15 protein-coding genes are annotated in these 16811 nt (G+C 65.4%); 10 read left to right on the forward strand and 5 right to left on the reverse strand.

What is annotated here, in order from left to right; genetic code table 11:
• Positions 1-18 precede the first annotated feature (18 nt).
• The 8 genes from phaC to A9974_RS09515 all read left to right on the forward strand — a co-directional run bounded on the left by phaC (position 19) and on the right by A9974_RS09515 (position 7514).
• Entirely contained in the window at positions 19-1656 is a 1638-nt protein-coding gene (gene phaC, locus A9974_RS09480) for a class I poly(R)-hydroxyalkanoic acid synthase (protein ID WP_183003851.1), read from the forward strand.
• Between the two features lie 75 nt (positions 1657-1731).
• Positions 1732-2469, forward strand: a complete 738-nt coding sequence (gene phbB, locus A9974_RS09485) for an acetoacetyl-CoA reductase (protein ID WP_183003852.1) — start codon at positions 1732-1734, stop codon at positions 2467-2469.
• Between the two features lie 119 nt (positions 2470-2588).
• Complete coding sequence (gene phaR, locus A9974_RS09490) at positions 2589-3158, forward strand: polyhydroxyalkanoate synthesis repressor PhaR (protein ID WP_183003853.1); 570 nt, start codon at positions 2589-2591, stop codon at positions 3156-3158.
• Positions 3159-3378: 220 nt separating this feature from the next.
• Positions 3379-3915, forward strand: coding sequence for an iron transporter (locus A9974_RS09495; protein ID WP_183003854.1), 537 nt, complete (start codon positions 3379-3381; stop codon positions 3913-3915).
• Positions 3916-3935: 20 nt separating this feature from the next.
• Positions 3936-4271, forward strand: coding sequence for a cupredoxin domain-containing protein (locus A9974_RS09500; protein WP_183004134.1), 336 nt, complete (start codon positions 3936-3938; stop codon positions 4269-4271).
• Between the two features lie 14 nt (positions 4272-4285).
• Entirely contained in the window at positions 4286-5134 is an 849-nt protein-coding gene (locus tag A9974_RS09505; RefSeq protein WP_183003855.1) for an FTR1 family protein, read from the forward strand.
• A gap of 41 nt (positions 5135-5175) precedes the next feature.
• Positions 5176-6573: a 4Fe-4S binding protein gene (locus A9974_RS09510; protein ID WP_183003856.1), complete on the forward strand. Its 1398-nt coding sequence runs from the start codon at positions 5176-5178 to the stop codon at positions 6571-6573.
• Between the two features lie 68 nt (positions 6574-6641).
• Positions 6642-7514, forward strand: a complete 873-nt coding sequence (locus A9974_RS09515; protein WP_183003857.1) for a PhzF family phenazine biosynthesis protein — start codon at positions 6642-6644, stop codon at positions 7512-7514.
• A gap of 68 nt (positions 7515-7582) precedes the next feature.
• On the opposite strand, the gene A9974_RS09520 is transcribed toward A9974_RS09515, so the two are convergent.
• The 3 genes from A9974_RS09520 to A9974_RS09530 form a co-directional block, all read right to left on the reverse strand.
• On the reverse strand, positions 7583-7921 hold the full coding sequence (locus tag A9974_RS09520) for a BON domain-containing protein (RefSeq protein ID WP_183003858.1): 339 nt from the start codon (positions 7919-7921) through the stop codon (positions 7583-7585).
• Positions 7922-7997: 76 nt separating this feature from the next.
• Positions 7998-8162, reverse strand: coding sequence for a DUF1328 domain-containing protein (locus A9974_RS09525; protein ID WP_006389411.1), 165 nt, complete (start codon positions 8160-8162; stop codon positions 7998-8000).
• A gap of 27 nt (positions 8163-8189) precedes the next feature.
• Entirely contained in the window at positions 8190-8390 is a 201-nt protein-coding gene (locus tag A9974_RS09530) for a CsbD family protein (RefSeq protein ID WP_025140133.1), read from the reverse strand.
• A 388-nt stretch (positions 8391-8778) separates the two neighbouring features.
• Between A9974_RS09530 and A9974_RS29445 the strand changes: the two genes are divergently transcribed.
• Complete coding sequence (locus A9974_RS29445) at positions 8779-8904, forward strand: hypothetical protein (protein ID WP_255468110.1); 126 nt, start codon at positions 8779-8781, stop codon at positions 8902-8904.
• A gap of 104 nt (positions 8905-9008) precedes the next feature.
• On the opposite strand, the gene cphA (A9974_RS09535) is transcribed toward A9974_RS29445, so the two are convergent.
• Positions 9009-11579 carry a cyanophycin synthetase gene (cphA, locus tag A9974_RS09535; protein WP_183003859.1) on the reverse strand — a complete coding sequence of 857 codons (2571 nt, stop codon included), beginning with the start codon at positions 11577-11579 and terminating at the stop codon, positions 9009-9011.
• Positions 11580-11641: 62 nt separating this feature from the next.
• Positions 11642-14257, reverse strand: a complete 2616-nt coding sequence (cphA, locus tag A9974_RS09540) for a cyanophycin synthetase (protein ID WP_183003860.1) — start codon at positions 14255-14257, stop codon at positions 11642-11644.
• A 259-nt stretch (positions 14258-14516) separates the two neighbouring features.
• On the opposite strand from cphA (A9974_RS09540), the gene A9974_RS09545 reads away from it, so the two are divergent.
• Positions 14517-16802: an ABC transporter ATP-binding protein gene (locus A9974_RS09545; RefSeq protein ID WP_183003861.1), complete on the forward strand. Its 2286-nt coding sequence runs from the start codon at positions 14517-14519 to the stop codon at positions 16800-16802.
• Positions 16803-16811: the final 9 nt, after the last annotated feature.

A 16811-nucleotide genomic window follows, 5' to 3' on the forward strand; every position in this document is an offset into this window, starting at 1 on the left:
CGATAACAAGGTGTCGAAGTGAATGCCAATCTCTCCGCCTCAGGGCCTCTTCCGGTGAGCGTGGCTCCGGACGTCCTGGCCGACATTCAGGCTGAATTCTCCCGCGAGTGGCAGCGCCTGTGCGACGACGCCCGCCGCGGCGCGCTGGCCCCTCTGGCCGATCGCCGCTTTTCCGGCGACGCCTGGGCCGCCAATGGTTCGCATCTGTTGATGGCGCACACCTACCTGCTGTCCGCCCGCGCCATGTCGCGCATGGTGGATGCCGCCCAGGTCAGCGAACCGATGCGCGATCGCCTGCGCTTTTCCATCATGCAGTGGGTCGACGCGCTGTCGCCGTCGAACTTCCTGGCCTTGAATCCCGACGCCCAGCAGTCCATCGTCGAAAGCGCCGGCCGCGCTTTGAACGAAGGCCTGGCCAATCTGCTCGGCGACGTCAAGAAAGGCCGCATCACCCAAACCGACGAAACCCAGTTCGAGATCGGCCGCAACGTCGCGATCACGCCGGGCGACGTGGTGTTCGAAAACACGCTGTTCCAGCTGATCCAGTACGCGCCGGCCACTGCCACGGTGCACGAGCGCCCGCTGGTCATCGTGCCGCCGAACATCAACAAGTTCTACATCCTGGACCTGCAGCCGGACAACTCGTTCGTGCGCCACGCGGTCGAGCAGGGCTTCACGGTATTCCTGATTTCCTGGCGCAACCCGCTGGCCAGCGACACGGACGGCGTGGACCGCGCCACCTGGTCCGACTACCTGGACAACGCGGTGCTGCAGGCGCTGCGCGTGGCCAGCGACATCACCGGCCAGCCGCAGGTCAACGCGCTGGGCTTCTGCGTGGGCGGCACCATGCTGGCGTCCGCGCTGGCGCTGGCCGAAGCGCGCGGCGAGCATCCCGTCGCGGCCCTCACGCTGCTGACCTCGTTGCTCGACTTCCACGACACCGGCATCCTGAACGTCTTCGTCGACGAGGCCCATGCGCTGCTGCGCGACCATCAACTGGGCGCGGGCGGGCTGATGCCCGGGCGCGACCTGGCCACCACCTTCTCGTTCCTGCGTCCCAACGAACTGGTCTGGAACTACGTGGTCGGCAACTACCTGAAAGGCCAGAAGCCGCCGGCTTTCGACCTGCTCTTCTGGAACGGCGACAGCACCAACCTGCCGGGTCCGTTCTTCTCCTGGTATTTTCGCAATACCTACCTCGAGAACAACCTGAAGGTGCCGGGCCGGGCGCAGGCCGCCGGCTTGCCGCTGGACCTGACGCGCCTGACGATGCCGGCGTATATTTTCGGTTCGCGCGAAGACCATATCGTGCCATGGGTCTCGGCCTATGCCTCGACCCAGGTGCTGCGCGGCCCGCAACGGTTCGTGCTGGGAGCGTCGGGCCATATCGCCGGCGTGGTCAATCCGCCCGCCAAGAAGCGCCGCAGCTACTGGGTGGCGGACAATACCGGGAACGCGGGTCACCCCTTGCCGGGCGACCCCAATGCCTGGCTGGCGCAGGCCCAGGAAAAACCGGGCAGCTGGTGGCCCGACTGGGCCAGTTGGCTGGCCGGCCATTCTGGCAAGCAGGTCAAGGCGCGTACAAAATCAGGCAATGCCCGGCATAGGCCGATCGAGCCGGCGCCGGGCAGGTATGTGAAAGTCAGGGCCGCCTGAGGCCGCGCACGCGGTGGGCCCAGGCTAATAAGAAGTTAATCAACGAGGCGTCCGTCGCACACAGGAGGAAGTCCAATGAGCGGAAAACTGGCTTACGTTACAGGCGGGATGGGCGGTATCGGCACCTCTATTTGCCAGCGCTTGGCCAAGGATGGCTTTCGCGTCGTGGCAGGTTGCGGCCCCAGCCGCAACTACCAGCAATGGCTGGACGAACAGGCGGCGCAGGGCTACACGTTCTATGCGTCCGTCGGCAATGTCTCGGACTGGGAGTCCACGGTGGTCGCGTTCGAGCGCGTCACGGCGGATCTGGGTCCGGTGGACGTGCTGGTCAACAACGCGGGCATCACGCGCGACGGCTTGTTCCGCAAAATGACCGCCGACGATTGGCGCGCGGTCATCGACACCAATCTGAACAGCCTGTTCAACGTCACCAAGCAGGTCATCGACGGCATGGTCGAGCGCCAATGGGGCCGCATCATCAACATCAGTTCGGTGAACGGTCAGAAGGGGCAGTTCGGCCAGACCAACTATTCCACGGCCAAGGCTGGCATCCATGGCTTCACCATGGCGCTGGCCCAGGAAGTGGCGAGCAAGGGTGTCACCGTCAACACCATTTCGCCCGGCTACATCGGCACCGACATGGTTCGCGCCATTCGTCCCGACGTGCTGGAAAAGATCGTCGCCACCATTCCGGTGCGCCGTCTGGGTACGCCGGAGGAAATCGCGTCCATGACGTCGTGGTTGGCTTCGGACGAGTCTGGTTTTTCGACGGGAGCGGATTTCTCGCTCAATGGCGGCCTGCACATGGGCTGATGCACCGCGGGCCGCCCGGTGGGCGGCCCTTTCGCGCCGTAGAGCTTCGGGGAGAAGGCTCCCGGCATTACACTCCACCCTATTCGAAGTCTTAGAGATCGCCCGATCCGGGGACAAACATGACGCAAGCACAAACCGGCGCCAGCCTGCGCCTGATTAAAAAATACCCCAACCGTCGCCTATACGACACCCGGACCAGCACCTACATCACCCTGGCCGATGTGAAGCAACTGGTTCTGGCCAACGAGGAATTCCAGGTCATCGACGCCAAGAGCGCCGAAGACCTCACGCGCAGCATTCTTCTGCAAATCATCCTGGAAGAAGAAAGTGGTGGTATGCCCATGTTCTCGTCGAACATGCTGTCGCAGATCATCCGTTTCTACGGCCACGCCATGCAGGGCATCATGGGTTCGTACCTGGAAAAGAACATCCAGGCCTTCATGGAAATCCAGCAGCGCATGGCCGAACAGTCCAAGGGCCTGTACGGCAGCCAGTTCGGTCCCGAGGCCTGGACGCAATTCATGAACGTGCAGACCCCCATGCTGCAGAACATGATGAACAACTACATCGACCAGAGTAAGAACCTGTTCGTGCAGATGCAGGACCAGATGCAGGATCAGACCCGCGCGATGTTCTCGACCTTCCCCTTCACGCCGGGCGGCACGCCCCCGGGTGGCGGGCGTAAGTAAAGCAGGGCGCCAGGCCCCGGCGTTGCCGTGGGCCCGGTCTGGAAACGCCGGCGCGCATCTGCCCGCCGGCTTTTCTTTTGCTTGATGGGACGCAACAATCGGACGTTTTACGGGGCTCTTGGTTCAGGGATCTGTCAGTTTTTTTCGTTACATTAATGCAAACGGTTCTTGTTTATATTCTTTGGAACCGCCGTTTCATTCGTGTCTTGAGGAATACCCCATGATCAAGAAAGCCTTGGCGCTGGCCATTGTCGGTTTGAGCGTGTCCGTCGCCCACGCGGCTGAATACCCCATCGGCAAGCCGGTAGAAAAGGGCGGCATGGAAATCGGTGCGGTCTATCTGCAGCCGATTGAAATGGATCCGCCCGGAATGATGCGTCCCGCCAAGGATTCCGACGTGCACCTCGAGGCCGACATCCACGCCACCGCCGGCAACAAGACCGGCTTCCCGGAAGGCGAGTGGGTGCCCTACCTGGTCGTGAACTACGAAATCCAGAAGGTCGGCAGCCAGAACGTGCAGAAAGGCACCTTCATGCCGATGGTCGCCAACGACGGCCCGCACTACGGCGAAAACATCAAGCTGGAAGGCCCGGGCAAGTACAAGCTGAAGTACACGATCCTGCCGCCGACGGCCAACAAGATGAGCCACTTCGGCCGCCACATCGACAAGGAAACCGGGGTGGGCGACTGGTTCGAGCCGATCGCGCTGGACTATGAGTTCGTCTACGCCGGCACCGGCAAGAAGGGCGGTTACTGATCGTGCGCCGCCTGCTTCGCATGGTTGCCGCGCTGTTGATCAGCGTGGCCGGCTTGGCGGGCATGTCGCCCGCGCAGGCGGACGAACTGCCCACCTTCACGCTGACGTTCAAGCCCGACGGCACCTTCGAGCCCGCGCGGCTGGAAGTCCCGGCGGGCCGGTTCAAGATCGAGCTCATCAACGAGAGCAACGAGCCGGTGGAATTCGAAAGCATTCCGCTGCGCAAGGAAAAAGTGCTGGGTCCTGGGGTGAAGTCTTTCGTGGTCATCACCATCTCGCGCCCCGGCGAGTACCCCTTCTTCGATGACTTTCACCAGTCGGTGAAAGGCACCCTGGTCGTCAAGGCCAAGGAATAGGCAGGCTGCATCACATGGAACAGGTCCTCTTTATCGTCTGGCGCGAAAGCGTCGAAGCCATGCTGGTGGTGGGCATCCTGTACACCTGGCTGCGCTCGACGCCGGAAGGCGCGCGCGGGCTGAAGTATCTGTGGGGCGGCGTGGCCGCCGGGCTGGCGTTGGCCATCGCACTGGCGCTGGTGTTGCTGGGCGTGTCGTCCTGGCTCAGCGACGAGGGGCAGGAATGGTTCCAGGCTGTCATGTCGCTGGCGGCGTGCGCGCTGGTGGTGCAGATGGTCGTCTGGATGAAAAAGCACGGCCGCACGCTGAAAGGCGAACTTGAAAGCGGCGCGCGCTCTTCTGTGGCCAGCGACAACTGGTGGGGCCTGTTCGTGCTGGTGGCTATCGCGGTGGCCCGCGAGGGCAGCGAAACCGTGGTGTTCCTGTACGGCACCGTGGCGGCGGGCGAAGACGGCAACAACATGCTGATGCTGGCCCTGGCCGGCGTGGCCGGTTTCGTCGTGGCGCTCCTGACCTTCTGGCTGCTGCAGCTGGGCGGCAAGCTCATCACCTGGCGCCGCTTTTTCCGCGTCACCGAAATCCTGCTGTTGCTGCTGGCCGGCTCGCTGCTGGTGGGCGGCCTGGATCACCTGATTTCCCTGGACGTGCTGCCGACGATCATCGATCCGGTCTGGGACAGCTCGTGGTTGCTCAGCGACAGCACGGGTTTCGGCAAGATTCTGGCCGATTTTGCGGGGTACCGCGCCCTGCCTGCCCTGATTTCGGTATTGCTGTGGGTCGCTTACTGGATCGTGGTATGGGCGCTGTTGCGCTGGGTGGGCGGCAAGCCCGCGCCGGTCGCCGCGGCCCGCGCAGCTTCCTGATTCCGACGCCTTTGCCGGACTGAATTAATGAAGGTTTAACCATGGCAGCTGCACTCGGGAGGGCAACCTCCCGTATCGCCGACTTTCTTCGAGACCATGCCCCTCTGCTGCGCAAGCTGCAGTGGGGCATTGTTGCGATATACGCGTTCCTCCTGATCGTCCCGGCCATCATGCCTTTGCCGGGCAATTCGGCATCGGTTTTCAACAATCTCACCATCGTCGCGCAGTTCGCCTTCTGGGGCGTCTGGTGGCCGTTCGTGCTGATTTCCATGCCGATCCTGGGACGGGCATGGTGTGGTTGGTTCTGTCCGGAGGGCATGCTCACCGAGTGGGCCAGCGAACGTGGCCAGGGGCGTGCCATCCCGAAATGGATGCGCTGGGGCGGCTGGCCGTTCGTGGCGTTCGCACTGACGACGGTGTACGGCCAGCTCGTCAGCGTGTACCAGTATCCACTGGCGGTGCTGGCGGTGCTGGGCGGGTCCACGGTGGCGGCCATGATCGTCGGCTGGCGCTATGGCCGCAGCAAGCGCGTATGGTGCAAGTACCTGTGCCCGGTCAACGGCGTGTTCAACGTGCTGGCCAAGCTGGCGCCCTGGCACTTCAAGGTGGACGAAGAAAAGTGGCGTCATCCGGTCATCCGGATCGAGCCCATCAACTGTGCGCCGCTGGTGCCCCTGCGGCACATGAAGGGCGCCGGCGATTGCCACATGTGCGGCCGCTGCAGCGACTACCGCGGCGCCATCGCGCTGACGCCGCGCTCGCCCGAAGAAGAAATCGTCAACGTCACCGAGGGCGAGGGCTGGCAGACCGTCCTGCTGTGCTTCGGTCTGATGGGCATCGCCATGGGCGCGTTCCTCTGGAGCGCCAGCCCCTGGTACGTGGCAGCCAAGCAATGGGCCGCCACCTGGTTGGTCGAACGCGACATCCTCTGGCCGCTGATGGACAACGCGCCCTGGTTCATCTTGACGCACTATCCGGAAGTGAACGACAGCTTCTCCTGGCTGGACGGCGCGGGCATCCTGATGTTCGTGGTCGGCGCCACGGTGTGCGTGGGCGGCGCCAGCTTCCTGTCGCTCTGGATCGCCGACCGCCTGGTGCCTGCCGCGCCCTCGGCCGGGCAAGCCTCTGGCGGCTGGTTCCGCCCTGGCCTGCACAAGCTGGCCCAGGCGCTGATTCCGTCGGCCGGCATTGGCGTGTTCCTGGGGCTGTCGGCCACCACGGTCAACCTGCTCAAACACGAAGGCGTGCGCGCCGCGTGGGCGGCGCCGGTGCGTTTTACGCTGCTGGCGCTGGCTGTGCTGTGGACTCTGCGGCTATTCGCCCGCTTGCTGAACCAGCGTCCGGCAAGCCGCGTGAAAAAGGGGCTGGCATGGTTGGTGCTACTGGCCGGCCTGGCGCCGTTCTGCTGGGCCTGGGTGCTGTTCTTCGCCATCTGGTAGCGCCTGTCGCCCTGCGATAAAGTGGAGGGCTCCGCCGCCTGGCGCGGCTCTTCCTCTTTCATCGCATCATGGCTACCTACGCGTTCCGTCTCATCAACGTCTTCGCTTCCAGCACGTTCAGCGGCAATCAGTTGTGCGTGTTCGAAGACGCGCGCGGCATGGATGACGCCACCATGCTGAACCTGGCGGCGCAATTCAATTTATCCGAAACCACCTTCATCCTGCCGTCAGAGCACGCGGATGCGCGCGTGCGCATCTTCACGCCCGGCTACGAGATGAAGTTCGCCGGCCATCCCACCATCGGCACGTCGCAGGTGCTGCGCGATCTGCTCAAGTCGGGCGATGCGCTGACGCTGGAATTCAAGGCGGGCATCGTGCCCGTGACAGCGCGGGGCGACGCCTGGACCTTCACCGCGCCATGTCCGGATGGCGTGCGCACCGCGCCCCCCGAAATGTCCGCTGTGGAAATCGCCGGGCTGGTCGGATTGCAGGCCGACGATCTGCAGGGTGAACCGATCTGGGTCGACACGGGCGCGGACCAATTGCTGCTGCCCATCAAGAGCGTGGAAGCGGTGCGCCGCGCGCGTCCCGATGCCACGCAGCTGCATCGTTGGCAGGCCAGCAGCCTGGGCCGCAAGACCTGCTATCTGTTCGCCTTCGATGAAGGCCGCCGGCAGGGCGATCGCGACGTCGTGGTGGCGCGCTACTTTTTCGCCAAGGCGGGCGGCGGCGTGGACGAAGATGCGGGCACGGGGTCGGCCTGCGCCAACCTGGGCGGTTGGCTGCGTCATCAGGGCCGGGTGCTGCCCGCCAGCTATCTGGTCGAGCAGGGCGACCAGATGGGCCGCCCCTGCCGCCTGCTGCTGGACGTGCAGGCCGATGGCCGCATCCAGGTCGGCGGGCGTGCGCTTGAGATCGGCCGCGGCACGGTCAACGTCTAATGAACAAAAAACGGCGCCTCGCGTTTTCACGCAAGGCGCCGTGGTGGTCGCGGCAAGGGCGACGGCGTTTACTTCTTGTTCTTGGCCGGGTCGACCTTGATGTTGTTCATGACCTGCTTGACCCCTTCGACCCCGCGGGCCACGGTGGCGGCGTGATCGGCTTCGGCGGCGGTGCCCACCGTACCGGTCAGCTTGGCCACGCCATCGGTGGTTTCCACGGCGATTTCCAGGGCGCTCAATTGCTTGTCGGCGACAAAGGCTGCCTTGACCTTCGTGGTCAGGGTCGCGTCGGACGCGTATTCGCCCACGGATTGCTTGGGCTTGCCGTCATTGGCGGCAAAGGCCATGGAAGTGAAGACAGCGCCCGTGCCCAGTGCGGCGGCGGCGATCAGCTTGCGGAATTCCATAGTTATGCTCCTTGTGTTGGGGGTTCAGCGCGTTCAGTACGCAACGGCTAAGCGGATGAATCTTGGGTGCGATGTTCTATTTCTTTCGGAATGCGCCGCCCAGAATGGACAGCAGCGCCAATACCAGGAAGACGAAGAACAGGATCTTGGCGATCCCTGCGGCGCCGGCGGCGATGCCGCCGAAGCCCAGGACGGCCGCGATTATCGCAATCACGAAGAAAACAACGGCGTAGTGCAACATGTCAGCTTCTCCTGGGTGGCTTGGAAATTAACGATTGCGATCGAAGAAATCGCGCACATCCTTTTCGGCCTGTTCCTTGGTCTTGCCGTAGCGCTCCTGGATCAGGCCAGCCAAGCGTTCGGCGTTGCCTTCGGTGCGGGTCAACTCGTCGTCGGTGAGTTCACCCCAAGCCGCCTTGGCCTTGCCGGACAGTTGCTTCCACTTGCCAGCGATGATGTCGTTATTCATGGTGACCTCTCTTCGTTGTGGCGGCTGCCTGGGCTTATGGCCGATAAACCTGGCAGTCGCGGGTGAGTTGGACACTGATCAGCTTGGGTTCAAGGTACAGGTGCCTCGCAAACGCTGTCAAAGAACGCTGTGGGTAAATGTAACGGCGGGGGACGGGGCAAATCGCGCGTCTCGCGACGGGGTTTGAACCGGCCATGCGCAGTGTGGGAGTTACATCTGAGCAACGTCTTGTCCTGTTTTGACGGAGGCAGGTAACGGGAAATACGCGATTTTGCGGTGTTTTATCGCGTGGCTGGCCGTGACCGCGAGGCCTCGGTATAGTCGGTCCACGCCGCTGGCGCGGGCCAGTCCGCGCCGGTGACGGCATCCAACTCAGGAGGAAACACGCATGACGCAAAGATTCTGCCGCGCGATGTTGTTGGCGCTGGCCGCGATGGCGGCGCTGGGATGCACGCACGTCACGGACAGGTATCAGGCCGAGGCGCCCAGGGTTCAGGCCGGGGCCGCCAGTTAGCGCGGCGTCGCGCGCAACTCTCGTCCAGCTCAATAAGAATGGGGCGCCCATGGGCGCCCCGTTGCTTGTCCGGGCCGCCGTTGCCGGCGGCCTGGCGCAGCCGGTCAGGCTTCCTTGATGCGGCCGGCGATGTGGTCCAGCGCCGCTTCGACCTGGTCCACCAGGATCAGGCACAGGTCGCCGGCGCCCAGGCGCGCCAGCGCCGTGTCGATCGCCAGGAACTCGCCGTGGATCTCTTCGATGTGGCGGGTGCGGCTGGCATTGACCAGGCCTTGCTGCAGCAGGGCCAGCACTTCGCCATCCTCGCGGCCACGCTGGCACTGGTCCTGGTAGAGCAGCACGTCGTCGAACGCTTCGCCCAGGATCTCGGTCTGCATGCGGATGTCTTCGTCGCGGCGGTCGCCGGCGCCGCTGATCACCACCGAGCGGCGTTTGGCGGGCATGGCGTCCACCGCGCGCACCAGCGCCAGGATCGCGTCGGGGTTGTGGCCGTAGTCGGCGATCACGGTGGCGCCGCGATAGTCGAACACGTTGAACCGGCCGGGCGCGGTCTGGGCGTCGTTGACGAAGGTGGCCAGGCCGCGGCGGATGATGTCCCAGCTCAGGTTCAGCGCCCAGGCGGCGGCGATCGAGGCCATGGTGTTCTCGACCTGGAAGGTGATGGTGCCGTTGCGGGTCAGGGGAATTTCGGCCAGCGGGAAGCGGGTTTCGTCGCTGCCTTGGGCGGCCACGATCGCATCACCGTCGCGGTAGACGACGCGTAGCCCTTGTGCGCGGTGCGTCGCCATCACCGGGTGGTTGCGGTCTTCGGCGAAGTAGGTCACCGACCCGGGGCAACTGGCGGCCATGTCGGCCACGATGGGGTCGGCGGCGTTGAGCACCGCGGTGCCGCCGGGATGCACGTGCTGCACGATCACGCGCTTGACCACGGCCAGGTCCTCGACGGTGCTGATGTAGCCCAGCCCGAGGTGGTCGCCCATGCCGATGTTGGTGACGATGGAGACATTGCAGCGGTCGAAGGCCAGGCCTTCGCGCAGGATGCCGCCGCGCGCCGTTTCGAACACGGCAGCGTCGACGTCCGGGTGCATCAGCACGCTGCGGGCGCTGCGCGGGCCGCTGCAGTCGCCGGTGTCGATGCGCAGGTTGTCGACGTACACGCCGTCCGAGTTGGTCATGCCCACGCGGTTGCCGGCCACGCCCAGAATGTGGGCGGTCAGGCGCACGGTGGTGGTCTTGCCGTTGGTGCCGGCCACCGCCACCACCGGAATGCGGCCGTCGTCGCCGTCCGCGTACATGTTGGCGATGATGGCTTCACCCACCGCGCGGCCCTTGCCGAACGAGGGGTTCAGGTGCATGCGCAGGCCGGGGGCCGCGTTGACTTCGACCACGCCGCCGTTCTGTTCTTCGAGCGGGTACTGCACGCTTTCGGCCACCACGTCCACGCCGCAGATGTCCAGGCCGATCATGCGGGCCGCGGAGACCGCGCGCGCCGCCATTTCGGGGTGCACTTCGTCGGTGACGTCGGTGGCCGAGCCGCCGGTGCTGAGGTTGGCGTTGTTGCGCAGGAAGATCAGGGTGCCGGGGGACGGCACCGAATCCGCGTCGAAGCCCTGCTTTTTCAGCGTGGCCAAGGCGATGTCGTCAAAGCGGATCTTGGTCAGCGAAGTCGCGTGGCCGTCGCCGCGCAAGGGGTCGGCGTTGACCTGGTCCACCAGTTGGCGGATGGTCTGCACGCCGTCGCCGGTGACCTGCGGCGGATCGCGGCGCGAGGCCGCCACCAGCGCGCCGCCCACCACCAGCAGACGGAAGTCGTGGCCGGGGATGTAGCGTTCGACGATGACTTCCGAGCTGACCTCGGCGGCCACTTCAAAGGCCTGGATCACGCGTTCGCGCGTTTCGATATTGACCGCGACGCCGCGGCCCTGGCTGCCGTCGCGCGGCTTGACCACGACCGGGCCGCCCAGCTCCTGGGCGGCGGTCCAGGCGTCTTCGGCGGTCGTGACCGAGCGGCCCAGCGGCACCGGCACACCGGCGGCGTCCAGCAGCATCTTGGTCAGGTCCTTGTCCTGCGCGATGGATTCGGAAATCGCGCTGGTCAGGTCGGTTTCGGCGGCCTGGATGCGGCGTTGCTTGCTGCCCCAGCCGAACTGCACCATGCTGCCCTGGGTCAGGCGGCGGAACGGAATGTTGCGGACCGTGGCGGCGTTGACGATGGAGCCGGTGCTGGGCCCCAGGCGCACGTCTTCGTCCAGTTCGCGCAGGCGCTTCAGGGCGTCGGCCAGGTCGAACGGCGTGTCGTCCAGCGCGGCGCGCACCAGCGCTTGCGCCAGCTCCATGGCCAGCCGGCCGACTTCTTCTTCGCTGTATTCCACCACGACCTGGAACACGCCGGGTTCGATGGTGGATGAGGTGCGGCCGAAGGTGACGGGGCAGCCAGCATAGGCCTGCAGCGTCAGGGCGACGATCTGCAGCACGTGCGCGATCGACACCGCGCCCTGGTGGCCCTCGGGGCGCAGCAGGCCGGTTTGCGGCAACCGCGCGCGCAGGCGGGCTTCGAAGTCGGGCAGGTTATCGATGGAGCATTCGGCGTCGGCGCAGGAAACGATGGCCTCGATCGCGGTGTTCTTGCTCCACAGGTTCGGGCCGCGCAGTGCTCGGATACGGGAAACTTCCATGGCAGGTATTCCTGTCTAGCTTACGCGCGCCCGCGGCCAGGGCCGGGGCGCGCACAGTGATGTCAGTGTTGCTGGATCCAGCGGCGGACGAGATCGATGGTGGGGCCGGAGAACGCCTCGTCGGATTGCAGCAGGACGAAGTCCCCCGCGGCGATGCCGGCGAGCTGGCTTTCGATGGCGCGGCCGTGGTCCGGCTCGTCCAGGATCTGCTTGACGCGGCTGCCTTGCTCCAGGCCCTGGCGCAGCAGCGCGCGGGCCTGGCCGGCCGGACGCTTGCTGGCGACCGTGGCGTCGTCGTAGAGCACCACGCGGTCGAACGCGTCGCCCAGCAGGCGGCCTTGTTCGATCAGGTCGGCGTCGCGGCGGTCGGCGCCGGCCGAATAGACGGCGGCGCGGTTGGTCGACGGGAACTGGTCGATGGCCGTGATCAGCGGACGCAGGGCGGAGGCGTTATGGACGTCGTCCACGACGACCGTGCTGCCGTTGCGCTCGAACAGGGTGAATTGCCAGGGCGCGTCGGCCTGGTCGATATCGAAGGTCTCGATGCCGGCGCGGATGAGTTCCACCGGGATGTCCAGCGCCCAGGCGGCGCCCACGGCGGCCAGCACGTTCTCGACCTGGAACGCCACCCGGCCGCCATGGGTCAGGGGAATCGCGGCGACGGCGGCCAGGCGCTCTTCGCGGGCGCCATGCGCCAGTACGATGGCGCCGTCGCGCACGTACACCGCGCGGCCATCCTGTTGCAGATGAGCGGCGATGGCGGGCAGGGCGGGATCGATGCCGAAGAAGATCACGGCGCCGTCGCACAACTCGGCCATCTCCACCACGCGCGGATCGCGCGCGTTCAGCACGGCCGTGCCGGTCGGCAGCACCACGTCGACCTGGGTGCGGAACACATTGAACATGCGTTCCGTTTCATTGATGTCGAAGTCGCCGAGATGATCGGCGTCGTCGATGTTGGTGACCACGCCCACCTGGCAGCGATCGTAGGCCAGGCCCTGGCCCAGGATCACGCCGCTGTCGTTTTCGATGACGGCGGCATCCACGTTGCGGTTCATCAGGAGGCGCGTGCCGGAAGCGAAATCGGCGCGGTCGCCCTTTTGCACCAGGCGGCGGTCCAGGTAGAGGCCTTCGCTGCAGGCCAGGCCGGTGCGTTTGCCCGACAGGTGCAGCAGGCGCGACACCAGGCGCGCGACGACGGTCTTGCCGTTGGTGCCGGTGACGCCCACGATGGGGATGCGGCCGGCGTCGCCTTCCGGGAACAGATGGTCGACGATGGCGCGGCCCACCGGTCGCGGCGTGCCGTCGGCCGGCTTCAGGTGCATCAGCAGCCCGGGGCCGGCATTGACTTCGACGATGGCGCCGCGCTGTTCGGCCAGCGGGCGCGAGATGTCTTCGGCGACCAGGTCGACGCCGGCGATGTCCAGGCCCACGATGCGGGCGGCCAGGGTGACGGTGGCGGCGATGCTGGGGTGCACGCGGTCGGTCACGTCGAAGGCGACGTTGCCGCTGCGCTGCACCAGCACGCGCTGGCCGTCGGCCGGCACGCTGTCTTCGGACAGGCCCTGGCGGGCGATTTCGAGACGCGCGGCCGAATCCAGCCGCACCGGATTGAGCGGGTGGTTCTCGGTGCGGCCGCGGCGCGGGTCGGTGTTGATCTGGTTGTCGATCAGTTCGGTGATGGTGGACTTGCCGTCGCCCGTGACCCAGGCCGGCTCGCCGGCGGCCGCGGCCACCATGCGGTTGCCCACCACCAGCAGGCGGTGTTCGTTGCCCAGCACGAAGCGTTCGACGATGACGCCGCTGCCTTCATCCACCGCCACGCGGTAGGCGGAGACGACGTCTTCGCGGGTGGTCAGGTTGGTGAACACGCCGCGGCCGTGGTTGCCGTCGTAGGGCTTGACCACCACGGGCAGGCCGATGTCTTCGGCGGCCGACCAGGCGTCGTCTTCGCTGTCGACCAGGCGGCCTTCAGGTACTGGTACACCGCAGGTCGACAGCAGTTCCTTGGTCAGGTCCTTGTCGCGCGAGATGCCTTCGGCGATGGCGCTGGTGCGGTCGGTTTCGGCCGTCCAGATGCGGCGCTGGCGCGCGCCATAGCCGAATTGGACCAGGTTGCCCTCGAACAGGCGGATATAGGGAATGTCGCGGTCGTCGGCGGCGTCCACGATGCAGGCGGTGCTGGGGCCCAGGCAGTGACGGTCGACCAGCCGGCGCAGGCGCGACACGGTGGCGTCGACGTCGAACGGGCGGTCTTCGATGGCGGCCATGACCAGGTCGCGGGCTTCGTTCAGGGCGGTGCGGGTGACTTGTTCCTGCCAGGCGCGCACGACGACCTTGTAGACGCCGCGGGTGGAGGTTTCACGGGCCTTGCCGAAACCGCCGCGCAAGCCGGCCAGGTTCTGCAATTCCAGGGTGACATGTTCAAGAATGTGGCCGGGCCAGGTGCCTTCTTTCAGGCGGGCCAGGAATCCGCCGCGCACGCCCGGGCTGCAGCGGTGCTCGATCAGGGTCGGCAGCCATTCGGTCAGGCGCTCGTAGAAGCCGGGGATCGTGTTGGAGGGGTAGTCCTCCAGTTCGCCGATATCCACCCACGCTTCAAGGACCGGACGGTACGTCCAAATGTTCGGGCCGCGCAAAGCCACGACATCGAGAAATTCAATGTCTTTCTTTTTCATGTTTTAATTTACTTGAGAAGCAGGTTGGCACGCGCGGACGCCCCTATGCAAGACCGCGAATTTATTGGGGTTGCGCCTTTAGAATAATGCCAACGAGTGGGGGATCCCAGATATTCCTAATTAGAAAAATCGGCTGATACTATACGACGCCTTCAAAGGCGTGAACTCGTTGTGTTGTAAGGAAGGGACACGTTTTCAGCCTGGGGTTGGGAACGGTCGCCGCCTTGTAGGGCAGAGTCCTGGCCCGGTATGCGTTCTAATGAAAAAACCACACCTGCTTTCCGGCCATGCCGAAGCCTTTCCTGCCCGCTGGCGGGACGAAATCCGCGCTGAACTGGCGGAGGGCGAAACCTTGCTGGCCTCGGTTGAAATAGACCTGGATCAGCGCCTGAAGTTCCAGCCGGGCTGGCTTGCGGTCACCGACCGCCGCCTGATCGCCCGCAATCCCGCTGATACCGGCTGGGAATCGTGGGCCTTCGGTCCCCAACTGTCCCTGAATCTTTCCGACCATGCCGGCGCCGCCGTGCTCGAGCTGCACGACGATACCGCGCGGCTGGGCATCTGGCGTTTCACGCTGGCCCGCAACCCGGCGGCGCTGCGGCTGCTGGGCCAATTCGAGGCGCAGCAGGCCATCCGCCTGTCCGGCGATCAATCGAACGCGCTGGCCGAACGCCAGTGCACCATCTGTAATAACGTCATTCCGTCCGGGCAGGACGAATGCCCGACCTGCAGCCAGGAGCAGGCGGCGCCGTCCTCGACCTGGGCGCTGCTGCGCCTGTGGCGTTTCGCCCGGCCGTACCGCTTGCCCCTGTTGGCCGGCTTCCTGCTGACGCTGCTGGGCACCGCCGCGACGCTGGTGCCGCCGTACCTGACCATGCCGCTGATGGACGACGTGCTGATTCCGTTCCAGAACGGCGCGCCCATCGATTACGGCAAAGTTCGCCTGTACCTGGGCGGCCTGCTGGGGTCGGCTTTCCTGGCCTGGGGGCTGGGCTGGGCCCGTACCTACATCCTGGCCTGGGTCAGCGAGCGCATCGGCGCCGACCTGCGCACCACGACCTACGAGCATCTGCAGCAGCTGTCGCTGGAGTACTTCGGCGGCAAGCGCACGGGCGACCTGATCTCGCGCATCGGTAGCGAAACCGACCGCATCTGCGTGTTCCTGTCGCTGCACCTGCTGGATTTCGCGAACGACATCCTGATGATCATCATGACCGCGGTGATCCTGTTCTCGATCAATCCGTGGCTGGCGCTGGTCACGCTGGTGCCGTTGCCGTTCATCATCTGGATGATCCACGCGGTCCGCGACCGCCTGCGCCACGGCTTTGAAAAGGTCGATCGTATCTGGTCCGAAATCACCAACGTGCTGGCCGACACCATTCCGGGCATCCGCGTGGTCAAGGCGTTTGCCCAGGAAAAGCGCGAAGTGGCGCGTTTCCGCGAAGCCAATAACCGCAACCTGGAAGTCAACGACCGCGTCAATACCACCTGGTCGCTGTTTTCTCCCACCGTGACGCTGCTGACCGAAGTCGGGCTGCTGGTGGTCTGGATCTTCGGCATCTGGCAGGTGTCGCAAAAGCAGATCACGGTCGGCGTGCTGGCCGCGTTCCTGGCCTACATCGGGCGCTTCTATACGCGCCTGGATTCGATGAGCCGGATCGTCTCGGTGACGCAAAAGGCCGCTGCCGGCGCCAAGCGCATCTTCGACATCCTGGACCACGTGTCCAGTGTGCCCGAACCGCAGAACCCGGCCAAGCTGCCGCAGATCAATGGCCGCATCGAACTGCGCGACGTGGGCTTTCGCTACGGCAACCGCCAGGTCATCCGCGGCCTGGACCTGACCATCGCACCAGGCGAGATGATCGGCCTGGTGGGCCACAGCGGCTCGGGCAAGAGCACGCTGATCAACCTGATCTGCCGCTTCTACGACGTGTCCGAAGGCGCCATCCTGGTCGATGGCGCGGACATCCGCTCGGTGCGCGTGTCCGACTACCGCCGCAATATCGGCCTGGTGCTGCAAGAGCCGTTCCTGTTCTTCGGCACCATCGCCGAGAACATCGCCTACGGCAAGCCGAATGCTACGCGCGACGAGATCGTCGCTGCGGCCCGCGCGGCGCACGCCCACGAGTTCATCCTGCGCCTGCCGCACGGCTACGACTCGCTGGTGGGCGAACGCGGCCAGGCCCTGTCGGGCGGCGAGCGCCAGCGCATCTCGATCGCTCGCGCGTTGCTGATCGATCCGCGCATCCTGATCCTGGACGAAGCCACGTCCTCGGTGGACACCACCACCGAAAAGGAAATCCAGAAAGCGCTGGACAACCTGGTGCGCGGCCGCACCACCATCGCCATCGCCCACCGCCTGAGCACCTTGCGCAAGGCGGACCGGCTGGTCGTGCTGGACCGTGGCCAGATCGTGGAGCAGGGCCCGCACGAGGAACTGATGGCGCGCGAAGGCGCTTACTACCGCCTCTACCAGGCGCAGGCGCGCCAGGCCGAGGCCGACGCCCAGGCCTCCGGCAGCGACGACATGGCCGCCGTGGCCTGACACGGAATC

This window comes from Achromobacter sp. UMC71 (genome assembly GCF_014170305.1).
Classification (GTDB): Bacteria; Pseudomonadota; Gammaproteobacteria; order Burkholderiales; family Burkholderiaceae_B; genus Achromobacter.

Excerpts from the sequence above, each read along its gene's own strand:
- phbB (WP_183003852.1), top strand. The coding sequence starts at position 1,732 with ATGAGCGGAAAACTGGCTTACGTTACAGGCGGGATGGGCGGTATCGGC.
- phaR (WP_183003853.1), top strand. The coding sequence starts at position 2,589 with ATGACGCAAGCACAAACCGGCGCCAGCCTGCGCCTGATTAAAAAATAC.
- A9974_RS09495 (WP_183003854.1), top strand. The coding sequence starts at position 3,379 with ATGATCAAGAAAGCCTTGGCGCTGGCCATTGTCGGTTTGAGCGTGTCC.
- A9974_RS09500 (WP_183004134.1), top strand. The coding sequence starts at position 3,936 with ATGGTTGCCGCGCTGTTGATCAGCGTGGCCGGCTTGGCGGGCATGTCG.
- A9974_RS09505 (WP_183003855.1), top strand. The coding sequence starts at position 4,286 with ATGGAACAGGTCCTCTTTATCGTCTGGCGCGAAAGCGTCGAAGCCATG.
- A9974_RS09510 (WP_183003856.1), top strand. The coding sequence starts at position 5,176 with ATGGCAGCTGCACTCGGGAGGGCAACCTCCCGTATCGCCGACTTTCTT.
- A9974_RS09515 (WP_183003857.1), top strand. The coding sequence starts at position 6,642 with ATGGCTACCTACGCGTTCCGTCTCATCAACGTCTTCGCTTCCAGCACG.
- A9974_RS09520 (WP_183003858.1), bottom strand. The coding sequence starts at position 7,921 with ATGGAATTCCGCAAGCTGATCGCCGCCGCCGCACTGGGCACGGGCGCT.
- A9974_RS09525 (WP_006389411.1), bottom strand. The coding sequence starts at position 8,162 with ATGTTGCACTACGCCGTTGTTTTCTTCGTGATTGCGATAATCGCGGCC.
- A9974_RS09530 (WP_025140133.1), bottom strand. The coding sequence starts at position 8,390 with ATGAATAACGACATCATCGCTGGCAAGTGGAAGCAACTGTCCGGCAAG.
- A9974_RS29445 (WP_255468110.1), top strand. The coding sequence starts at position 8,779 with ATGACGCAAAGATTCTGCCGCGCGATGTTGTTGGCGCTGGCCGCGATG.
- cphA (WP_183003859.1), bottom strand. The coding sequence starts at position 11,579 with ATGGAAGTTTCCCGTATCCGAGCACTGCGCGGCCCGAACCTGTGGAGC.
- cphA (WP_183003860.1), bottom strand. The coding sequence starts at position 14,257 with ATGAAAAAGAAAGACATTGAATTTCTCGATGTCGTGGCTTTGCGCGGC.
- A9974_RS09545 (WP_183003861.1), top strand. The coding sequence starts at position 14,517 with ATGAAAAAACCACACCTGCTTTCCGGCCATGCCGAAGCCTTTCCTGCC.